26 protein-coding genes are annotated in these 16409 nt (G+C 67.5%); all 26 read right to left on the bottom strand.

The features are described 5' to 3' along the window. Position 1: 1 nt before the first annotated feature. The 26 genes from secY to rpsL all read right to left on the bottom strand — a co-directional run bounded on the left by secY (position 2) and on the right by rpsL (position 16155). Positions 2-1300, bottom strand: coding sequence for a preprotein translocase subunit SecY (gene secY / locus ATJ88_RS04300; RefSeq protein ID WP_098462760.1), 1299 nt, complete (start codon positions 1298-1300; stop codon positions 2-4). Between the two features lie 333 nt (positions 1301-1633). Beyond that, entirely contained in the window at positions 1634-2098 is a 465-nt protein-coding gene (rplO, locus tag ATJ88_RS04295; protein ID WP_098462759.1) for a 50S ribosomal protein L15, read from the bottom strand. Positions 2099-2100: 2 nt separating this feature from the next. Beyond that, entirely contained in the window at positions 2101-2283 is a 183-nt protein-coding gene (gene rpmD / locus ATJ88_RS04290; RefSeq protein ID WP_098462758.1) for a 50S ribosomal protein L30, read from the bottom strand. Further along, positions 2283-2948 carry a 30S ribosomal protein S5 gene (rpsE, locus tag ATJ88_RS04285; protein ID WP_098462757.1) on the bottom strand — a complete coding sequence of 222 codons (666 nt, stop codon included), beginning with the start codon at positions 2946-2948 and terminating at the stop codon, positions 2283-2285. The genes rpmD and rpsE overlap by 1 nt, the downstream gene beginning before the upstream one ends. Positions 2949-2985: 37 nt before the next feature. Then, positions 2986-3357: a 50S ribosomal protein L18 gene (gene rplR, locus ATJ88_RS04280; RefSeq protein ID WP_098462756.1), complete on the bottom strand. Its 372-nt coding sequence runs from the start codon at positions 3355-3357 to the stop codon at positions 2986-2988. Further along, positions 3357-3893 carry a 50S ribosomal protein L6 gene (gene rplF / locus ATJ88_RS04275; protein WP_098462755.1) on the bottom strand — a complete coding sequence of 179 codons (537 nt, stop codon included), beginning with the start codon at positions 3891-3893 and terminating at the stop codon, positions 3357-3359. Before rplF ends, rplR begins: the two co-directional genes overlap by 1 nt. A 19-nt stretch (positions 3894-3912) precedes the next feature. Then, positions 3913-4311 (bottom strand): 30S ribosomal protein S8, encoded by a 399-nt coding sequence (gene rpsH / locus ATJ88_RS04270; RefSeq protein ID WP_098462754.1) that lies wholly within the window; start codon positions 4309-4311, stop codon positions 3913-3915. A gap of 76 nt (positions 4312-4387) precedes the next feature. Next, positions 4388-4573 carry a type Z 30S ribosomal protein S14 gene (locus tag ATJ88_RS04265; protein ID WP_013837851.1) on the bottom strand — a complete coding sequence of 62 codons (186 nt, stop codon included), beginning with the start codon at positions 4571-4573 and terminating at the stop codon, positions 4388-4390. A 1-nt stretch (position 4574) separates the two neighbouring features. After that, positions 4575-5147 (bottom strand): 50S ribosomal protein L5, encoded by a 573-nt coding sequence (gene rplE, locus ATJ88_RS04260; RefSeq protein WP_098462753.1) that lies wholly within the window; start codon positions 5145-5147, stop codon positions 4575-4577. Beyond that, complete coding sequence (gene rplX / locus ATJ88_RS04255; protein ID WP_098462752.1) at positions 5147-5488, bottom strand: 50S ribosomal protein L24; 342 nt, start codon at positions 5486-5488, stop codon at positions 5147-5149. Before rplX ends, rplE begins: the two co-directional genes overlap by 1 nt. Before the next feature lie 2 nt (positions 5489-5490). Beyond that, positions 5491-5859: a 50S ribosomal protein L14 gene (gene rplN / locus ATJ88_RS04250; protein WP_068202522.1), complete on the bottom strand. Its 369-nt coding sequence runs from the start codon at positions 5857-5859 to the stop codon at positions 5491-5493. A gap of 136 nt (positions 5860-5995) precedes the next feature. Further along, positions 5996-6280: a 30S ribosomal protein S17 gene (gene rpsQ / locus ATJ88_RS04245; protein WP_098462751.1), complete on the bottom strand. Its 285-nt coding sequence runs from the start codon at positions 6278-6280 to the stop codon at positions 5996-5998. A 7-nt stretch (positions 6281-6287) separates the two neighbouring features. Further along, positions 6288-6527, bottom strand: coding sequence for a 50S ribosomal protein L29 (gene rpmC, locus ATJ88_RS04240; protein WP_098462750.1), 240 nt, complete (start codon positions 6525-6527; stop codon positions 6288-6290). Then, the gene (gene rplP / locus ATJ88_RS04235) at positions 6527-6946 is read right to left on the bottom strand and encodes a 50S ribosomal protein L16 (RefSeq protein ID WP_068202525.1); all 420 of its coding nucleotides are present in this window, start codon (positions 6944-6946) and stop codon (positions 6527-6529) included. Before rplP ends, rpmC begins: the two co-directional genes overlap by 1 nt. 3 nt (positions 6947-6949) lie before the next feature. After that, positions 6950-7783, bottom strand: a complete 834-nt coding sequence (gene rpsC, locus ATJ88_RS04230) for a 30S ribosomal protein S3 (RefSeq protein WP_098462749.1) — start codon at positions 7781-7783, stop codon at positions 6950-6952. Next, the gene (gene rplV / locus ATJ88_RS04225; protein WP_068202527.1) at positions 7783-8151 is read right to left on the bottom strand and encodes a 50S ribosomal protein L22; all 369 of its coding nucleotides are present in this window, start codon (positions 8149-8151) and stop codon (positions 7783-7785) included. Before rplV ends, rpsC begins: the two co-directional genes overlap by 1 nt. A 54-nt stretch (positions 8152-8205) precedes the next feature. Further along, positions 8206-8487 (bottom strand): 30S ribosomal protein S19, encoded by a 282-nt coding sequence (gene rpsS, locus ATJ88_RS04220; RefSeq protein WP_068202528.1) that lies wholly within the window; start codon positions 8485-8487, stop codon positions 8206-8208. Positions 8488-8502: 15 nt separating this feature from the next. Next, positions 8503-9339, bottom strand: a complete 837-nt coding sequence (rplB, locus tag ATJ88_RS04215) for a 50S ribosomal protein L2 (protein WP_068202529.1) — start codon at positions 9337-9339, stop codon at positions 8503-8505. A 31-nt stretch (positions 9340-9370) separates the two neighbouring features. Then, the gene (gene rplW / locus ATJ88_RS04210; RefSeq protein ID WP_098462748.1) at positions 9371-9673 is read right to left on the bottom strand and encodes a 50S ribosomal protein L23; all 303 of its coding nucleotides are present in this window, start codon (positions 9671-9673) and stop codon (positions 9371-9373) included. Beyond that, a complete protein-coding gene (gene rplD / locus ATJ88_RS04205; RefSeq protein WP_098462747.1) occupies positions 9670-10317 on the bottom strand; it encodes a 50S ribosomal protein L4 in 648 nt (215 codons plus the stop codon). Before rplD ends, rplW begins: the two co-directional genes overlap by 4 nt. Before the next feature lie 5 nt (positions 10318-10322). After that, positions 10323-10976 carry a 50S ribosomal protein L3 gene (rplC, locus tag ATJ88_RS04200; RefSeq protein ID WP_098462746.1) on the bottom strand — a complete coding sequence of 218 codons (654 nt, stop codon included), beginning with the start codon at positions 10974-10976 and terminating at the stop codon, positions 10323-10325. Between the two features lie 16 nt (positions 10977-10992). Then, on the bottom strand, positions 10993-11301 hold the full coding sequence (gene rpsJ / locus ATJ88_RS04195) for a 30S ribosomal protein S10 (RefSeq protein WP_013837837.1): 309 nt from the start codon (positions 11299-11301) through the stop codon (positions 10993-10995). Positions 11302-11771: 470 nt separating this feature from the next. Next, positions 11772-12968: an elongation factor Tu gene (tuf, locus tag ATJ88_RS04190; RefSeq protein WP_098462745.1), complete on the bottom strand. Its 1197-nt coding sequence runs from the start codon at positions 12966-12968 to the stop codon at positions 11772-11774. Between the two features lie 126 nt (positions 12969-13094). After that, the gene (gene fusA / locus ATJ88_RS04185; protein ID WP_098462744.1) at positions 13095-15197 is read right to left on the bottom strand and encodes an elongation factor G; all 2103 of its coding nucleotides are present in this window, start codon (positions 15195-15197) and stop codon (positions 13095-13097) included. A 113-nt stretch (positions 15198-15310) separates the two neighbouring features. Then, positions 15311-15781, bottom strand: a complete 471-nt coding sequence (rpsG, locus tag ATJ88_RS04180; RefSeq protein ID WP_068202535.1) for a 30S ribosomal protein S7 — start codon at positions 15779-15781, stop codon at positions 15311-15313. Then, on the bottom strand, positions 15781-16155 hold the full coding sequence (rpsL, locus tag ATJ88_RS04175; protein WP_068202536.1) for a 30S ribosomal protein S12: 375 nt from the start codon (positions 16153-16155) through the stop codon (positions 15781-15783). Before rpsL ends, rpsG begins: the two co-directional genes overlap by 1 nt. Between the last annotated feature and the right edge of the window lie 254 nt (positions 16156-16409).

The following is a 16409-nucleotide window of genomic DNA, read 5'->3' as shown; positions in this document are numbered from 1 at the left end:
GTCAACGGAGGAACCCTTCGTAGTGTCGCTGCTGGAGCTGAGCATTGACCTGCTTCACGAACTCCAGGCCCACACCGACGATGATGAGGATCGAGGTGCCGCCGAACGGGATGTTCGTGGTCACCCCGAGGAGGACCAGCACCAGCGTCGGGATGAGGGCGACGACGGCGAGATAGAGCGAGCCGGCGGACGTGATGCGGGTGATCACGAAGTCCAGGTACTCGGCGGTGGGCCGACCGGCGCGGATACCGGGGATGAAGCCCCCGTACTTCTTCATGTTGTCGGCGACCTCGTCCGGGTTGAACGTGATCGACGTGTAGAAGAACGCGAAGAAGATGATCATCGTGATGTAGAGCACGATGTACCAGCCCTGGTCCTGCTGGGCCAGGTTGTTCGAGATCCAGATGACCCAGTCGGCCGTCTGGTCGCCGAACTGCGCGATGAGCGCCGGGATCGCGAGGATCGACGCGGCGAAGATGACCGGGATGACGCCGGCCATGTTGATCTTGATCGGGATGTAGGTGCTGGTCCCGCCGTACATGCGACGACCCACCATGCGCTTCGCGTACTGCACCGGGATGCGGCGCTGCGACTGCTCCACGAACACGACCATCGCGATGACCAGGACGATCATGATCAGGACGACGGTGAAGTTGAGGACGCCGTTCGCGCCACCGGCGATCGACCACAGGGCCGTCGGGAGGCTGGCGACGATCGACGTGAAGATGAGCAGCGACATGCCGTTGCCGATGCCGCGCTCGGTGATGAGCTCGCCGAGCCACATGACCAGGCCGGTACCGGCCGTCATCGTGAGCACCATGAGCGCCGCCGTCATGAAGCGGTCGTCGACCACCACGTCGAGGCCGCAGCCCGGGAACAGGAGCCCCGTGCGAGCCGTCGTGATGATCGTCGTCGACTGCAGCACCGCGAGGGCGATGGTCAGGTAGCGGGTGTACTGCGTGAGCTTCGACTGCCCCGACTGACCCTCCTTGTGCAGGGCCTCGAACCGCGGGATGACCACCCGCAGGAGCTGCACGATGATGCTGGCCGTGATGTAGGGCATGATCCCGAGCGCGAAGATCGACAGCTGCAGCAGCGCGCCGCCGCTGAAGGTGTTGACGAGCCCGAGCAGCGACGTGCTGCCCTCCAGCACGGCAGCACACTGCTGCACGTTGGCGTAGTCCACGCCCGGTGCCGGGATGAACGACCCCACACGGAACAGCGCCATGATCGCGATCGTGAACAGCAGCTTGCGCCGCAGGTCCGGTGTCCGGAAAGCCCGGCCGAATGCGCTGAGCACCTATCCTCCTGACCCGCCGGGGCGGGGTGTCGTGTCGCCGGGGACCGGCGAGGTGTGGGGCGTGACGCCGCGGTGTCGCCGCGACGCCGACGTCCCGGGTCGGTCGTGGTCCGGTCGGGGGTACCGACGGCTCCGCGCACACGCTGCGCGGAACGGACCGTGACGGATTCTACGTGCCTCTGGGAGTGACCCGGGCCACTGTCGTCCGCAGGCAACCTAGCAGACGCGCGCGATACGCCCGACGGCGGGTGCGCGCCGGGGTCGTCCGTCGACGACCCCCGGACAGCACGCAGGGCCGGTGGCGCCACAGCGCCACCGGCCCCACGTCCGTTCTCAGTCCTCGGAGACCGAGCCGCCGGCCGCCAGGATCTTCTCCTTGGCGGAGCCGGACAGCGCGTCGACCGCGACGTCCAGCTTGACGGTGATCTCACCCGTGCCGAGCACCTTCACCGGCTGGCCCTTGCGGACCGCGCCCTTGGCGACGAGGTCCTCGACGGTGACGGAGCCACCCTCGGGGTACAGCGCGGCGAGCTTGTCCAGGTTCACGACCTGGAACTCGACACGGAACGGGTTCTTGAACCCGCGCAGCTTCGGGAGGCGCATGTGCAGAGGCATCTGCCCACCCTCGAAGCGCTCGGGAACCTGGTAGCGAGCCTTCGTACCCTTGGTACCGCGACCTGCCGTCTTACCCTTCGACGCCTCACCACGACCCACACGGGTCTTGGCCTTCTTGGCGCCGGGGGCCGGACGCAGGTGGTGCACCTTGAGCGGCTGCACCTTCTCGGTGTTGTCAGCCATTGTCAGTCGACCTCCTCGACGGTGACGAGATGCGCCACCGTGGCGACCATGCCGCGGATCTCCGGACGGTCCTCCTTCACGGCGGTGTCGCCGATCCGCTTGAGACCGAGGGTCCGCAGCGTGTCACGCTGGTTCTGCTTGCCGCCGATGGCGGACCGGACCTGGGTGACCTTCAGACGAGCCATCACGCACCCACCTTCTCGTCAGCCTTCTTGGCGGCCTTGTCGGCGAGACCGGCGGCCTGGGCACGCAGGAGGGCGGCCGGGGCCACGTCCTCCAGCGGCAGACCACGACGGGCGGCGACGGCGGCCGGCTCCTCGAGACCCTTGAGGGCCGCGACGGTGGCGTGCACGATGTTGATCGCGTTCGACGAACCGAGCGACTTGCTCAGGACGTCGTGGATGCCCGCGCACTCCAGGACGGCGCGCACCGGACCACCGGCGATCACACCGGTACCCGGGGAGGCCGGACGGAGGAAGACCACACCGGCGGCCTCCTCACCCTGGACGGGGTGCGGGATGGTGCCCTGGATGCGGGGGACGCGGAAGAAGTTCTTCTTCGCCTCCTCGACGCCCTTGGCGATCGCCGCGGGCACCTCCTTGGCCTTCCCGTAGCCGACACCGACGGTGCCGTCGCCGTCGCCCACCACGACCAGCGCGGTGAAGCTGAAGCGGCGGCCGCCCTTGACGACCTTGGCCACGCGGTTGATGGTGACGACGCGCTCGACGAACGCGCTCTTCTCCTCACCGCGGGGGTTGCGGCGGTCGTCGCGCCGGTTGGAGCGGCGACCGTCGTTCTTGGACTCGTTGGCGCCCTGGGGGGCGCCGGTGTTGCGCTGCCCTGCAGCCATCAGAGGATCCTCATCTTCCGTGCGTACGTGGTGTCGATCACAGCGCCAGACCGCCTTCGCGGGCGCCGTCGGCGACCGCAGCCACCCGACCGTGGTACTTGTTCCCACCGCGGTCGAAGACGACGGACTCGATGCCGGCGGCCTTGGCACGCTCGGCCACGAGCTCGCCCACCTTGCGGGCCTTGGCGGTCTTGTCGCCGTCGAGCGCACGCAGGTCGGCCTCGAGGGTCGACGCGGAGGCCACGGTCTTGCCGACCGTGTCGTCCACGACCTGCGCCACCATGTGACGCGACGAGCGGGTCACGACGAGGCGCGGACGCGTCGCGGTGCCCTTGATCTTCTTGCGCAGGCGAAGGTGGCGGCGCTGGCGAGCGACGGTCTTGCCCTTGCCCAGAATCTTGAGAGCCATCACTTACCAGCCTTTCCGACCTTGCGACGGACGACCTCGTCGGCGTAGCGCACACCCTTGCCCTTGTAGGGCTCGGGCTTGCGGATCTTGCGGATGTTCGCAGCGACCTCGCCGACCTGCTGCTTGTCGATGCCGACCACGGTGAACTTCGTGGGGCTCTCGACCGTGAAGGTGATGCCCTCGGGGGCGGAGACCACGACGGGGTGCGAGAAGCCGAGCGCGAACTCGAGGTCCGAGCCCTTCGCCGTGACGCGGTAACCGGTACCGACGATCTCGAGCTTCTTGGCGTAGCCGTCGGTCACACCGGTGATCATGTTGGCCAGCAGGGTGCGGGTCAGACCGTGCAGCGCACGCGACTTCCGCTCGTCGTCGGGACGCGAGACCTTGAGGGTCCCGTCCTCCTCGGCGACGGTGATGGGGGTGGCGACGTTGTGCTCGAGAGAACCCTTGGGGCCCTTCACGGTCACGAGCGCGCCGCTGATGGTGACGTCCACGCCGGCCGGGACCGGAACGGGGAGCTTGCCGATTCGAGACATTGGCGTCTCTCCTTTCCGATTACCAGACGTAGGCGATGACTTCGCCGCCCACACCCTTGGCCTGGGCCTGACGGTCCGTCAGGAGGCCGGAGGAGGTGGACAGGATGGCCACGCCGAGGCCGCCGAGGACCTTGGGCAGGTTGGTGGACTTCGCGTAGACACGCAGACCAGGCTTGGACACGCGGCGGACGCCGGTCAGCGCGCGCTCACGGCTCGGGCCGTACTTGAGGTTGATGGTGAGGTTCTGCCCCACCGTCGCGTCCTCGACGGTCCAGCCGGCGATGTAGCCCTCGGCCTGGAGGATGTCGGCGATACGCGACTTCAGCTTCGAGAACGGCATGGTGACCGTGTCGTGGTGCGCCGAGTTCGCGTTACGCAGACGCGTCAGCATGTCTGCGATCGGGTCGGTCATAGTCATCGGGCTCTAGCCCTTCCTCGCCGGGGTATCCGTGCGGTGCTCGTCGAGCACCGCACGGACCTACGGCGTAGTGGTTTTACCAGCTGCTCTTGGTGACGCCGGGGAGCTCGCCACGGTGGGCCATCTCCCGCAGGCAGATGCGGCACAGGCCGAACTTGCGGTACACCGAGTGCGGACGACCGCACCGCTGGCACCGCGTGTAGGCGCGCACGGCGAACTTCGGCTTGGCGTTCGCCTTGTTGATCAGGGCCTTCTTCGCCATGTCAGTTCTCCTTGAAGGGGAAGCCGAGACGGCGCAGCAGGGAGCGGCCCTCGTCGTCGGTCGTCGCCGTCGTCACGATCGTGATGTCCATGCCGCGGACACGGTCGATCTTGTCCTGGTCGATCTCGTGGAACATCGACTGCTCCGTGAGACCGAAGGTGTAGTTGCCGTGCCCGTCGAACTGCTTCGGGCTCAGACCGCGGAAGTCGCGGATGCGGGGCAGCGCGATCGACAGCAGACGGTCGAGGAACTCCCACATGCGGTCGCCGCGCAGCGTGACGTGCGCACCGATCGGCATGCCCTCACGCAGCTTGAACTGCGCGATGGACTTCTTGGCGCGGTTGACCTGCGGCTTCTGACCGGTGATGGCGGTCAGGTCGCGGATCGCGCCCTCGATCAGCTTCGAGTCCTTCGCCGCGTCACCGACACCCATGTTGACGACGATCTTCGTGAGACCGGCGACCTGCTGGACGTTGGCGTGGCCGAACTCCTCGAGGAGCGCGGAGAGGATCTCCTCGCGGTACTTCTGCTTGAGGCGCGGCGTGGCCGGGGCCTCGAGAGTCGTCTCGGTCATCAGATGTCCTTCCCGGAACGCTTCGCGACGCGGACGCGCACCGTGCGGGTGCGACCGTCCTGCTCGACCTGCTCGGTGCGGAAGCCGACGCGGGTGCCCTTCTTCGTCTCCGGGTCGACCAGCATCACGTTCGACACGTGGATCGGCGCCTCGACGGTCTCGATGCCACCCGTGCGGGTGCCACGAGCCGACTGGCCGGCCTTGACGTGCTTGGTGACGCGCTGGACGCCCTCGACGATGACGCGGTCAGAGTCCTTGAGGACCTCGAGCACGCGGCCCGTGAGGCCCTTGTCGCGACCGGCGATGACGATCACCTGGTCGCCCTTCTTGATCTTCGCCATGGTCAGAGCACCTCCGGTGCCAGCGAGATGATCTTCATGAACTTCTTGTCGCGCAGCTCGCGGCCGACCGGCCCGAAGATGCGCGTACCACGGGGCTCGCCCTCGTTCTTGAGGATGACCGCGGCGTTCTCGTCGAACTTGATGTAGGAACCGTCGGGACGACGGCGCTCCTTGACGGTCCGGACGACGACCGCCTTGACGACGTCACCCTTCTTCACGTTGCCGCCCGGGATCGCGTCCTTGACGGTGGCGACGATGGTGTCGCCGATACCGGCGTAGCGACGGCCGGAGCCACCGAGAACACGGATGCAGAGAATCTCCTTGGCACCCGTGTTGTCGGCGACACGCAGTCGCGACTCCTGCTGGATCATCGATTGATCTCCTGTCGTCGAGCTGGTTCTCGGCCCGGGCTGTCCCGGGCGAGCCTGGCCGAACGGATAGTTGCTGTGGTGGGGAGCCGGTGCATACGTGTGTCACACCGGCGCCCCACCGGGGAAGGTCGAGTGCTTACTTGGCCTTCTCGAGGATCTCCACCAGGCGCCACCGCTTGGTCGCGGACAGCGGGCGGGTCTCCATGATGACGACCAGGTCGCCGATGCCGGCGCTGTTCTGCTCGTCGTGCGCCTTCACCTTGTTCGTACGACGCATGACCTTGCCGTACAGGGGGTGCTTCACACGGTCCTCGACCGCGACGACGATGGTCTTGTCCATCTTGTCGCTGACGACGTAGCCGCGGCGCACCTTGCGGGTAGCCCGCTCCTCGGTGGTCACCGTCTCGGTGTTCTCGCTCATCAGTGCCTCACTCACTCACGCTCGGGGCCGTACGGATGCCGAGCTCACGCTCACGCAGGATCGTGTAGATCCGCGAGATGTCGCGCTTGACCGCCTTGAGGCGGCCGTGCGACTCGAGCTGGCCGGTGGCCGCCTGGAAGCGGAGGTTGAAGAGCTCCTCCTTGGACTCCTTGAGCTTCGCGACGAGCGACTCGTCGTCGAAGCCGTCAAGGTCGGCCGGGGCCAGGCCCTGGGTTCCGATAGCCATCAGTTCGCACCACCCTCGCGCACCACGAAACGGCACTTCATCGGGAGCTTGTGCATCGCGCGGCGCATGGCCTCGCGTGCGAGCTCCTCGGGGACTCCGGCCAGCTCGAAGACGATGCGGCCGGGCTTGACGTTGGCGACCCACCACTCCGGGGAGCCCTTACCGGAACCCATGCGGGTCTCGGCGGGCTTCTTCGTCAGCGGGCGGTCCGGGTAGATGTTGATCCAGACCTTGCCGCCACGCTTGATGTGGCGGGTCATCGCGATACGAGCAGCCTCGATCTGGCGGTTCGTGACGTAGGCGGGCTCGAGAGCCTGGATGCCGAAGTCGCCGAACGAGATCGTGGTGCCACCCTTGGCAGCGCCGGAGCGCTTCGGGTGGTGCTGCTTGCGGTGCTTGAGCCTGCGGGGGATCAGCATGACTCAGGCCTCCGTTCCGGACTCGGGCGCTGCGGCCTGCTCGGCCGGCGCGTCGGTCGCGGCAGGGGCGTCGGCAGACTGACGCTGCGGGCGCTCGGTCCGACGACCGGCACCACCTCGACGCTCGCCACCGCGCTCGCCACGGGGCCCACGGCCCTGGCGGGGAGCGGCGGTCGCCTGCTGCGCGGCGAACTCCTTCTCGGTGAGGTCGCCCTTGTAGATCCAGACCTTCACGCCGATGCGGCCGAAGGTCGTGCGGGCCTCGAAGAAGCCGTAGTCGATGTTCGCGCGGAGGGTGTGCAGCGGCACGCGACCCTCGCGGTAGAACTCCGACCGGCTCATCTCGGCGCCGCCGAGACGACCCGAGACCTGCACGCGGATGCCCTTCGCGCCGGCGCGCTGCGCGGACTGGATGCCCTTGCGCATGGCGCGACGGAAGGAGACGCGGGAGGCGAGCTGCTCGGCGATGCCCTGCGCGACCAGCTGCGCCTCGATCTCGGCGTTCTTGACCTCGAGGATGTTGAGCTGCACCTGCTTGCCGGTGAGCTTCTCGAGCTCGCCGCGGATGCGGTCCGCCTCGGCGCCGCGGCGGCCGATGACGATGCCCGGACGGGCCGTGTGGATGTCCACGCGGACACGGTCGCGGGTGCGCTCGATCTCGACCTTGGCGATGCCGGCACGCTCGAGGCCCGTGGCCATGAGCTTGCGGATCTCGACGTCCTCACGGACGTAGTCGCGGTACCGCTGACCGGGCTTGGTGCTGTCGGCGAACCAGCGCGACCGGTGGTCGGTGGTGATGCCGAGGCGGTACCCGTGCGGGTGAATCTTCTGCCCCACTATCGGGCCCCTTCCTTCTGCTCACGCGGTGCGACGACCACGGTGATGTGGCTGGTGCGCTTGAGGATCTGGCTCGCGCGCCCCTGGGCCCGCGGGCGGAACCGCTTGAGCGTCGGGCCCTCGTCCACGAACGCGGCCGAGACGAAGAGCTCCGTCTCGTCGAAGCGCTCGCTCGCGCGGTCGGCCTTCACCCGGGCGTTCGCCACGGCGGACTCCACGACCTTCAGCACCGGCTCGCTCGCTGCCTGCGGCGCGAACTTCAGCACCGCGACGGCCTCGGCGGCCTGCTTGCCACGGATGAGGTCCACGACGCGCCGGGCCTTCTGGGGCGTGACACGGACGAACCGCGCCTGCGCCTTGGCTTCCATTGCTGTCCTGCTTCCTTTTCTCAGACAGTCCAGATCGCTACCACTGACCCGAGGTCAGCGGCGGCGACCCTTCTTGTCGTCCTTCACGTGGCCGCGGAAGGTCCGCGTAGGGGCGAACTCGCCCAGCTTGTGCCCGACCATCGACTCGGTCACGAAGACCGGGACGTGCTTGCGACCGTCGTGCACGGCAAAGGTGTGACCGAGGAAGTCGGGCGTGATGACCGACCGGCGGGACCAGGTCTTGATGACGTTCTTGGTCCCCTTCTCGTTCTGGACGTCGACCTTCTTCTGAAGGTGTCCGTCGATGAAGGGGCCCTTCTTCAGGCTACGAGGCATCTGTCAGGCTCCTTGTCAGCGCTTCTTGCCGGTGCGACGGCGGCGGACGATCAGCCGGTCGCTGGACTTGTTCGGGCGGCGGGTACGGCCCTCGGGCTTGCCCCAGGGGCTGACCGGGTGGCGACCACCGGAGGTCTTGCCCTCACCACCACCGTGCGGGTGGTCGACCGGGTTCATGACGACACCACGCACGGTCGGGCGGACGCCCTTCCAGCGCATGCGGCCGGCCTTGCCCCAGTTGATGTTCGACTGCTCGGCGTTGCCCACCTCGCCGACCGTGGCGCGGCAGCGCAGGTCGACGTTGCGGATCTCGCCCGACGGCATGCGCAGCTGCGCGTAGGGGCCGTCCTTGGCGACGAGCTGCACCGAGGCACCCGCGGAGCGGGCGATCTTGGCGCCGCCACCGGGGCGGAGCTCGACGGCGTGGATGACGGTACCCGTCGGGATGTTGCGCAGCGGCAGGTTGTTGCCGGGCTTGATGTCAGCGCCGGCGCCGGCCTCGACCACGTCACCCTGGGACAGCTTGTTCGGCGCGATGATGTAGCGCTTGGTGCCGTCCGCGTAGTGCAGGAGCGCGATGCGCGCCGTGCGGTTGGGGTCGTACTCGATGTGCGCGACCTTGGCGGGCACGCCGTCCTTGTCGTGGCGACGGAAGTCGATCACGCGGTACGCACGCTTGTGGCCACCACCCTTGTGACGGGTGGTGATACGACCGGAGTTGTTGCGGCCACCGGTCTTCGACAGCGGGCGAACCAGCGACTTCTCCGGCTGCGAGCGCGTGATCTCGACGAAGTCGGCAACGCTCGAGCCGCGGCGGCCGGGCGTCGTCGGCTTGTGCTTACGGATTCCCATGGAAGTAGTCCTCGATCTGCTCTCGTCCGGGTCAGCCGACCGGACCGCCGAAGATGTCGATCGAACCCTCGCGGAGGGTGACGATCGCACGCTTCGTGTCCTTGCGCTTGCCCAGGCCGTAGCGCGTACGACGCGCCTTGCCCTTGCGGTTGATCGTGTTCACCGAGGCGACCTTGACCCCGAAGACCTTCTCGACCGCGATCTTGATCTCGGTCTTGTTGGCGTTCGGGTCCACGACGAAGGTGTACTTGCCCTCGTCGAGGAGGTTGTAGGACTTCTCGGAGACGACCGGCGCGATCAGGATGTCGCGCGGGTCCTTCGTCACGGCGGTCACTTGGTGGCCTCCTCGGTCTTCGGCGCGAGGAACGCGGCGAGCGCGTCCTGCGTGAAGACGACGTCGTCGGAGACGAGGACGTCGTAGGTGTTCAGCTGGTCCGCGGTGAGCAGGTGGACCTGCTCGAGGTTGCGGAGCGACTTGATGGTCAGCTCGTCCGTGCGCTCGGTGACGACCAGCACGTGGGTGCGGGAGGTCAGCGTGGCGAGCGTGCTGAGCGCGGTCTTGGTCGACGGCACGCCGTCGACGCCGAAGCCCGACACGACGTGCACGCGGCCGGCGCGAGCGCGGTCGGAGAGGGCGCCACGCAGGGCGGCGGCCTTCATCTTCTTGGGGGTGCGCTGGTCGTACTTGCGCGGCTGCGGGCCGTGGACGGTGCCACCACCGGCGAACTGCGGGGCGCGGGTCGAACCCTGACGGGCGCGGCCGGTGCCCTTCTGCTTGTACGGCTTGCGGCCACCGCCGCGGACCTCGCCGCGGGTCTTGGTGGACGCGGTCCCCTGGCGGGCCGCCGCGCGCTGCGCGACGACGACCTGGTGGATCAGCGGGACGTTCGTCTCGACGTCGAACACCTCGGCGGGAAGCTCGGCGGTGCCGGCCTTCTTGCCCGCGGCGTCGATCACGTCGACGGTCAGGTTAGCCATGATGCTCAGGCTCCCTTCGCGGCGGTACGGACGAGGACGACGCCACCCTTGGGGCCGGGGACGGCGCCCTTGACGAGCAGCAGACCCTTCTCCGCGTCGACCGCGTGGACGGTCAGGTTCTGGACGGTCTTGCGGGCGTGGCCCATGCGACCGGCCATGCGCATGCCGCGGAAGACGCGCGACGGCGTGGAGGCGCCGCCGATCGAACCCGGCTTGCGGTGGTTGCGGTGCGCACCGTGCGAGGCGCCGACGCCGGAGAAGCCGTGGCGCTTCATGACACCCGCGGTGCCCTTGCCCTTGGTGGTGCCGACGACGTCGACCACGACGCCCGCCTCGAAGGCGGCGGCGGTGATCTCCTGGCCGAGCGCGAACTCGGCGGCGTCCTCGGTACGGATCTCGGCCACGTGGCGGCGCGGCGTGACGCCGGCCTTCTCGAAGTGGCCCTTGAGCGGCTTGGTGACCTTGCGCGGGTCGATCTGGCCGGCGGCGAGCTGGACGGCGGAGTAGCCGTCGGCGTCACCGGTGCGGACCTGCGTCACCACGTTGGTGGGGACGGCGACGACCGTCACGGGGACGAGCTTGCCGTCCTCGTTCCAGGTCTGCGTCATGCCGAGCTTGGTGCCGAGCACCGCGGTCACGTTCTTCTGCTGGTTGGTCATGATGTATCCCCCAGCCTCAGAGCTTGATCTCGATGTTCACGTCGGCCGGCAGGTCGATACGCATGAGCGAGTCGACGGCCTTCGGCGTGGGGTCGATGATGTCGATCAGCCTCTTGTGCGTGCGCATCTCGAAGTGCTCGCGGCTGTCCTTGTACTTGTGAGGCGACCGGATGACGGTGAAGACGTTCTTCTCCGTCGGCAGCGGCACCGGACCCACGACCGTCGCACCAGCGCGCGTCACCGTGTCGACGATCTTGCGCGCCGAGCTGTCGATGACCTCGTGGTCGTAGGACTTGAGCCGGATGCGGATCTTCTGTCCCGCCATGGCGTCGTCTGACTCTCTCTCTCGAACCGCTACTGTCCGACCCCCGCGCTCGGGCGTGTCGCATGTGTGGGACACAACCGGGCGCATGCCAAGACGGCGAGGGGCCGTGGATGTGGACCGCGGACGCGGACCACGACGTTTGTCGAGCCTGTCGAACACTGGTGCTCATGGGGCGCTCGTGCGCGTCGACAGCCGGCATCCCACGATCCCCTCCACCGGAGGGACATCGCACTTGGCGCACCGACGACCTGAGGCCGTGAGGTGCACCGCGGTGCTACACACTGTTCGACACGAGAAAGAACGCGCCCGTGACAGGCAACTTGACTATCTTGCCATACCCGCCCCAGGGATTCCAAGCCCGGACGGGTGTGACACCGGACGCACCGAGGCCCGGACCCCGCGGACGGGGCCCGGGCCTCGGACGGACCGGTGGAGCGTCAGCTCCCCAGGATCAGCAGGTGATCGTCAGATCACTTGTTGATCTTGGTGACACGGCCGGAACCGACCGTGCGGCCACCCTCACGGATGGCGAAGCCGAGGCCCTCCTCCATGGCGATCGGCTGGATCAGCTCGACCGACATCTCGGTGTTGTCGCCGGGCATGACCATCTCGGTGCCCTCGGGCAGCGTGATGACGCCGGTGACGTCGGTGGTCCGGAAGTAGAACTGCGGACGGTAGTTCGAGTAGAACGGGTTGTGACGGCCGCCCTCGTCCTTGCCCAGGATGTAGACCTGCGCCTCGAAGTTCGTGTGCGGGGTGATCGAACCCGGCTTCACGACGACCTGGCCGCGCTCGACGTCCTCGCGCTTGAGACCACGCAGCAGCAGACCGGTGTTGTCGCCCGCCTGGGCCTGGTCCATCTGCTTGTGGAAGGTCTCGATACCCGTGACCGTGGTCTTCTGCGGGTTGCGGATACCGACGATCTCGACCTCGGAGTTGATGTCGAGCGTGCCACGCTCCACCTTGCCGGTCACGACGGTGCCGCGGCCGGTGATGGTGAAGACGTCCTCGATCGGCATGAGGAACGGCTTGTCGAGGTCGCGCTCCGGCTCCGGGACGTTCTCGTCCACGGCCTCCATGAGCTCCAGCACCTTGGCGGTCCACTCGGGGTCACCCTCGAGGGCCTTGAGGCCGGAGACGCGGACGACGGGAGCGTTGTCGCCGTCGAACTCCTGCGACGACAGCAGCTCGCGGACCTCCATCTCGACGAGCTCGAGGATCTCCTCGTCGTCGACCATGTCGGCCTTGTTCAGCGCCACGAGCAGGTAGGGGACACCGACCTGGCGGGCCAGGAGGACGTGCTCACGCGTCTGGGCCATCGGGCCGTCGGTGGCGGCGACCACGAGGATGGCACCGTCCATCTGGGCCGCACCCGTGATCATGTTCTTGATGTAGTCGGCGTGACCCGGCGCGTCGACGTGCGCGTAGTGGCGCTTCGGCGTCTCGTACTCGATGTGCGCGATGTTGATCGTGATACCGCGCTGCTTCTCCTCCGGCGCGGCGTCGATCTCGTCGAAGTTGCGCTGCACGTTCGCCGGCAGGTCCGGGTACGTGTCCGCGAGGGTCTTCGAAATCGCGGCGGTCAGCGTCGTCTTACCGTGGTCGACGTGACCGATCGTGCCGATGTTGACGTGCGGCTTGGTCCGCTCGAACTTGGCCTTAGCCACTGTGTCCTCCTGGGACTTGGGTAGATGTTCCGAACGATTGCGAGGTTCGGCCGATCAAGCCTAACCCTGCGGGCGTTGCGGTTTCCTACAGGTTGATGGTTGTGCAGGTCGTCGACCTGTGGGGACTCACTCGCCCCGGGTCTTCTTGATGATCTCCTCAGCCACAGCCTTGGGGACCTCGGCGTAGCTGTCGAACTGCATCGAGTACACGGCGCGGCCCTGCGTCTTGGAACGCAGGTCACCGATGTACCCGAACATCTCGCTCAACGGTACCTGGGCGCGAACGACCTTGACGCCGGTCGCGTCCTCCATGGACTGGATGAGTCCACGACGCGAGTTGAGGTCGCCGATGACGTCACCCATGTACTCCTCGGGCGTGCGCACCTCGACGGCCATGACGGGCTCCAGCAGGACCGGGTCGGCCCGGCGGACACCCTCCTTGAACACCATCGAACCGGCGATCTTGAACGCCATCTCCGAAGAGTCGACGTCGTGGTAGGCACCGTCGATGAGCGTGGCCTTGACCCCGACCACGGGGAAGCCGGCGAGGACACCCTGCTGCATGGCCGCCTGGATACCGGCGTCCACCGACGGGATGTACTCACGCGGCACGCGACCGCCGGTGACCGCGTTGTCGAACTCGTAGAGCTCGCCCTCCGTGGTCTCCAGCGGCTCGAAGGTCACCTGGACCTTCGCGAACTGACCCGAACCACCGGTCTGCTTCTTGTGCGTGTAGTCGATCTTCTCCGCCTTGCGACGGATCGTCTCGCGGTACGCGACCTGCGGCTTGCCGACGTTGGCCTCGACCTTGAACTCCCGCTTCATGCGGTCGACCAGGATGTCGAGGTGGAGCTCGCCCATGCCGCCGATGACGGTCTGGCCGGTCTCCTCGTCCAGCTTGACGCGGAACGTCGGGTCCTCCTCGGCGAGCTTCTGGATCGCCGTGGAGAGCTTCTCCTGGTCAGCCTTCGTCTTGGGCTCGATGGCCACGTCGATGACAGGCTCCGGGAAGGTCATCGACTCGAGGATGACCGGCGCGTCCGGGGCGCTCAGGGTGTCACCGGTGGTGACGTCCTTGAGACCGATGAACGCGTAGATGTGGCCGGCCTGCGCCTCGGGGACCGGGTTCTCCTTGTTGGAGTGCATCTGGAAGAGCTTCCCGATGCGCTCCTTCTTGCCCTTGGTCGTGTTCTGGACCTGGGCGCCCTGCTCGACCTTGCCCGAGTAGACGCGGACGTAGGTGAGCTTGCCGAAGAACGGGTGCGACGCGACCTTGAACGCGAGGGCCGAGAACGGCTCGCTGGCGTCCGCGTGACGCTCGATGACCTTCTCCTCGTCCTTGACGTCGTGGCCCTGGACGGCCGGGACGTCGATCGGGGACGGGAGGAAGTCGATGACGGCGTCGAGCATGGGCTGGACGCCCTTGTTCTTGAACGCCGAACCGCACAGGACCGGGAAGGCCTCGGAGTTGATCGTCATCTTGCGGATGCCGGCCTTGAGCTCGTCGATCGTGAGCTCCTCGCCACCGAGGTACTTCTCGAGCAGGTCCTCGTCGGACTCCGCGACGGCCTCGATGAGCTCGTTGCGGTACTGCTCGGCCTTCTCCTGGAGGTCCGCGGGGATCTCCTCGACCTCGTACTTCTCGCCGAGGGCGGTCTCGCCGTGCCAGACCAGCGCCTTCATCTGCAGCAGGTCGACGACGCCGGTGAAGTCGTTCTCGGAGCCGATCGGCAGCTGGATGACCAGCGGCTTGGCCTTGAGGCGCTCGACGATCGTCTTGACCGTGAAGTAGAAGTCGGCACCCAGCTTGTCCATCTTGTTGACGAAGCAGATGCGCGGGACGTCGTACTTGTCGGCCTGGCGCCAGACGGTCTCGGACTGGGGCTCGACGCCCTCCTTGCCGTCGAACACCGCGACGGCGCCGTCGAGCACGCGGAGCGAACGCTCCACCTCGACGGTGAAGTCGACGTGCCCGGGGGTGTCGATGATGTTGATCTGGTTGTTGTTCCAGTAGCAGGTCGTCGCGGCGGACGTGATCGTGATGCCGCGCTCCTGCTCCTGCTCCATCCAGTCCATCGTCGAGGCGCCGTCGTGCGTCTCACCGATCTTGTAGTTCACACCGGTGTAGAACAGGATGCGCTCGGTGGTGGTGGTCTTGCCGGCATCGATGTGGGCCATGATGCCGATGTTGCGGACCTTGTTCAGGTCGGTCAGCACGTCGAGTGCCACGGTGTCTTACCCCTCGGGTCAGTGGGTCGGGGAACCGGTGCCGGAGACCCGGCGGCGGGCCGGCTCCGGATCCGCGGACGACCCCGGGGATCCCCCGGGGTCGTCCGTGCGCATCACCAGCGGTAGTGCGCGAAGGCCTTGTTCGACTCGGCCATCTTGTGCATGTCCTCGCGGCGCTTGACCGCGGCACCGAGGCCGTTCGAGGCGTCGAGGATCTCGTTCATGAGACGCTCGGTCATCGTCTTCTCGCGACGGGCGCGCGAGAAGTCGGTGAGCCAGCGCAGCGCGAGCGTCGTGGAGCGCGTGGGGCGCACCTCGACCGGCACCTGATAGGTCGCGCCACCGACACGGCGGGAGCGGACCTCGAGCGCCGGGCGGACGTTCTCGAGCGCGCGCTTGAGCACGACGACCGGGTCCTGGTCGGTCTTCGCACGGACGCCCTCGAGGGCGCCGTAGACGATCGACTCGGCGGTGGACTTCTTGCCGTCGAGCAGGACCTTGTTGATCAGCTGCGTGACGACGGGCGACCCGTAGACGGGGTCGACGATGAGCGGCCGCTTCGGGGCCGGACCCTTACGAGGCATCAGGCCTTCTCCTTCTTCGCGCCGTAGCGGGAACGCGCCTGCTTGCGGCCCTTGACACCCTGGGTGTCGAGCGCGCCGCGCACGATCTTGTAGCGGACGCCGGGAAGGTCCTTCACACGGCCGCCGCGCACGAGCACGATGGAGTGCTCCTGGAGGTTGTGGCCGACACCGGGGATGTAGGCGGTGACCTCGATGCCGGAGGAGAGCTTCACACGCGCGACCTTGCGGAGCGCCGAGTTGGGCTTCTTGGGGGTGGTGGTGTACACACGGGTGCACACGCCGCGCCGCTGCGGGGAACCCTTGAGGGCCGGAGTCTTCGACTTCCCGGCCTTCGAGGTCCGGCCCTTGCGGACGAGCTGCTGGATCGTAGGCACTACGTCTCCGTCGTCTCTCGAGCTCACGGGGACCGGGCGGTCCCCGACGGTGGTCTGTCTGGCTTGTGCGTGCCGATCGCATGCGGCACCAGCGGTCCCTCAGGACCGCGACGCCACGTACCACCGGCTCGATGGCCCGGGTCCGCTCCCCCGCACGTGGCGGTCCGAACGTTGTCCCGGGATGCCCCCGCACGACGTCGGCGGCGCGTCCTCCCGAGCTCGACGGACGATGTCCGAAGCCTCGGGGGATGCAC

This window comes from Isoptericola jiangsuensis, from assembly GCF_002563715.1.
In the GTDB taxonomy this organism is placed as follows: domain Bacteria; phylum Actinomycetota; class Actinomycetes; order Actinomycetales; family Cellulomonadaceae; genus Isoptericola; species Isoptericola jiangsuensis.
The sequence above is the reverse complement of the archived record's forward strand: the minus strand, read 5'-3'. Positions and strand labels throughout refer to the sequence as shown.

What these genes read in the sequence shown, in the direction of transcription:
- rplO (WP_098462759.1), bottom strand. Translation starts at nt 2,098, where the DNA reads ATGGCTGACAACACCGAGAAGGTGCAGCCGCTCAAGGTGCACCACCTG.
- rpmD (WP_098462758.1), bottom strand. Translation starts at nt 2,283, where the DNA reads ATGGCTCGTCTGAAGGTCACCCAGGTCCGGTCCGCCATCGGCGGCAAG.
- rpsE (WP_098462757.1), bottom strand. Translation starts at nt 2,948, where the DNA reads ATGGCTGCAGGGCAGCGCAACACCGGCGCCCCCCAGGGCGCCAACGAG.
- rplR (WP_098462756.1), bottom strand. Translation starts at nt 3,357, where the DNA reads ATGGCTCTCAAGATTCTGGGCAAGGGCAAGACCGTCGCTCGCCAGCGC.
- rplF (WP_098462755.1), bottom strand. Translation starts at nt 3,893, where the DNA reads ATGTCTCGAATCGGCAAGCTCCCCGTTCCGGTCCCGGCCGGCGTGGAC.
- rpsH (WP_098462754.1), bottom strand. Translation starts at nt 4,311, where the DNA reads ATGACTATGACCGACCCGATCGCAGACATGCTGACGCGTCTGCGTAAC.
- ATJ88_RS04265 (WP_013837851.1), bottom strand. Translation starts at nt 4,573, where the DNA reads ATGGCGAAGAAGGCCCTGATCAACAAGGCGAACGCCAAGCCGAAGTTC.
- rplE (WP_098462753.1), bottom strand. Translation starts at nt 5,147, where the DNA reads ATGACCGAGACGACTCTCGAGGCCCCGGCCACGCCGCGCCTCAAGCAG.
- rplX (WP_098462752.1), bottom strand. Translation starts at nt 5,488, where the DNA reads ATGGCGAAGATCAAGAAGGGCGACCAGGTGATCGTCATCGCCGGTCGC.
- rplN (WP_068202522.1), bottom strand. Translation starts at nt 5,859, where the DNA reads ATGATCCAGCAGGAGTCGCGACTGCGTGTCGCCGACAACACGGGTGCC.
- rpsQ (WP_098462751.1), bottom strand. Translation starts at nt 6,280, where the DNA reads ATGAGCGAGAACACCGAGACGGTGACCACCGAGGAGCGGGCTACCCGC.
- rpmC (WP_098462750.1), bottom strand. Translation starts at nt 6,527, where the DNA reads ATGGCTATCGGAACCCAGGGCCTGGCCCCGGCCGACCTTGACGGCTTC.
- rplP (WP_068202525.1), bottom strand. Translation starts at nt 6,946, where the DNA reads ATGCTGATCCCCCGCAGGCTCAAGCACCGCAAGCAGCACCACCCGAAG.
- rplV (WP_068202527.1), bottom strand. Translation starts at nt 8,151, where the DNA reads ATGGAAGCCAAGGCGCAGGCGCGGTTCGTCCGTGTCACGCCCCAGAAG.
- rpsS (WP_068202528.1), bottom strand. Translation starts at nt 8,487, where the DNA reads ATGCCTCGTAGCCTGAAGAAGGGCCCCTTCATCGACGGACACCTTCAG.
- rplB (WP_068202529.1), bottom strand. Translation starts at nt 9,339, where the DNA reads ATGGGAATCCGTAAGCACAAGCCGACGACGCCCGGCCGCCGCGGCTCG.
- rplD (WP_098462747.1), bottom strand. Translation starts at nt 10,317, where the DNA reads ATGGCTAACCTGACCGTCGACGTGATCGACGCCGCGGGCAAGAAGGCC.
- rplC (WP_098462746.1), bottom strand. Translation starts at nt 10,976, where the DNA reads ATGACCAACCAGCAGAAGAACGTGACCGCGGTGCTCGGCACCAAGCTC.
- rpsJ (WP_013837837.1), bottom strand. Translation starts at nt 11,301, where the DNA reads ATGGCGGGACAGAAGATCCGCATCCGGCTCAAGTCCTACGACCACGAG.
- rpsG (WP_068202535.1), bottom strand. Translation starts at nt 15,781, where the DNA reads ATGCCTCGTAAGGGTCCGGCCCCGAAGCGGCCGCTCATCGTCGACCCC.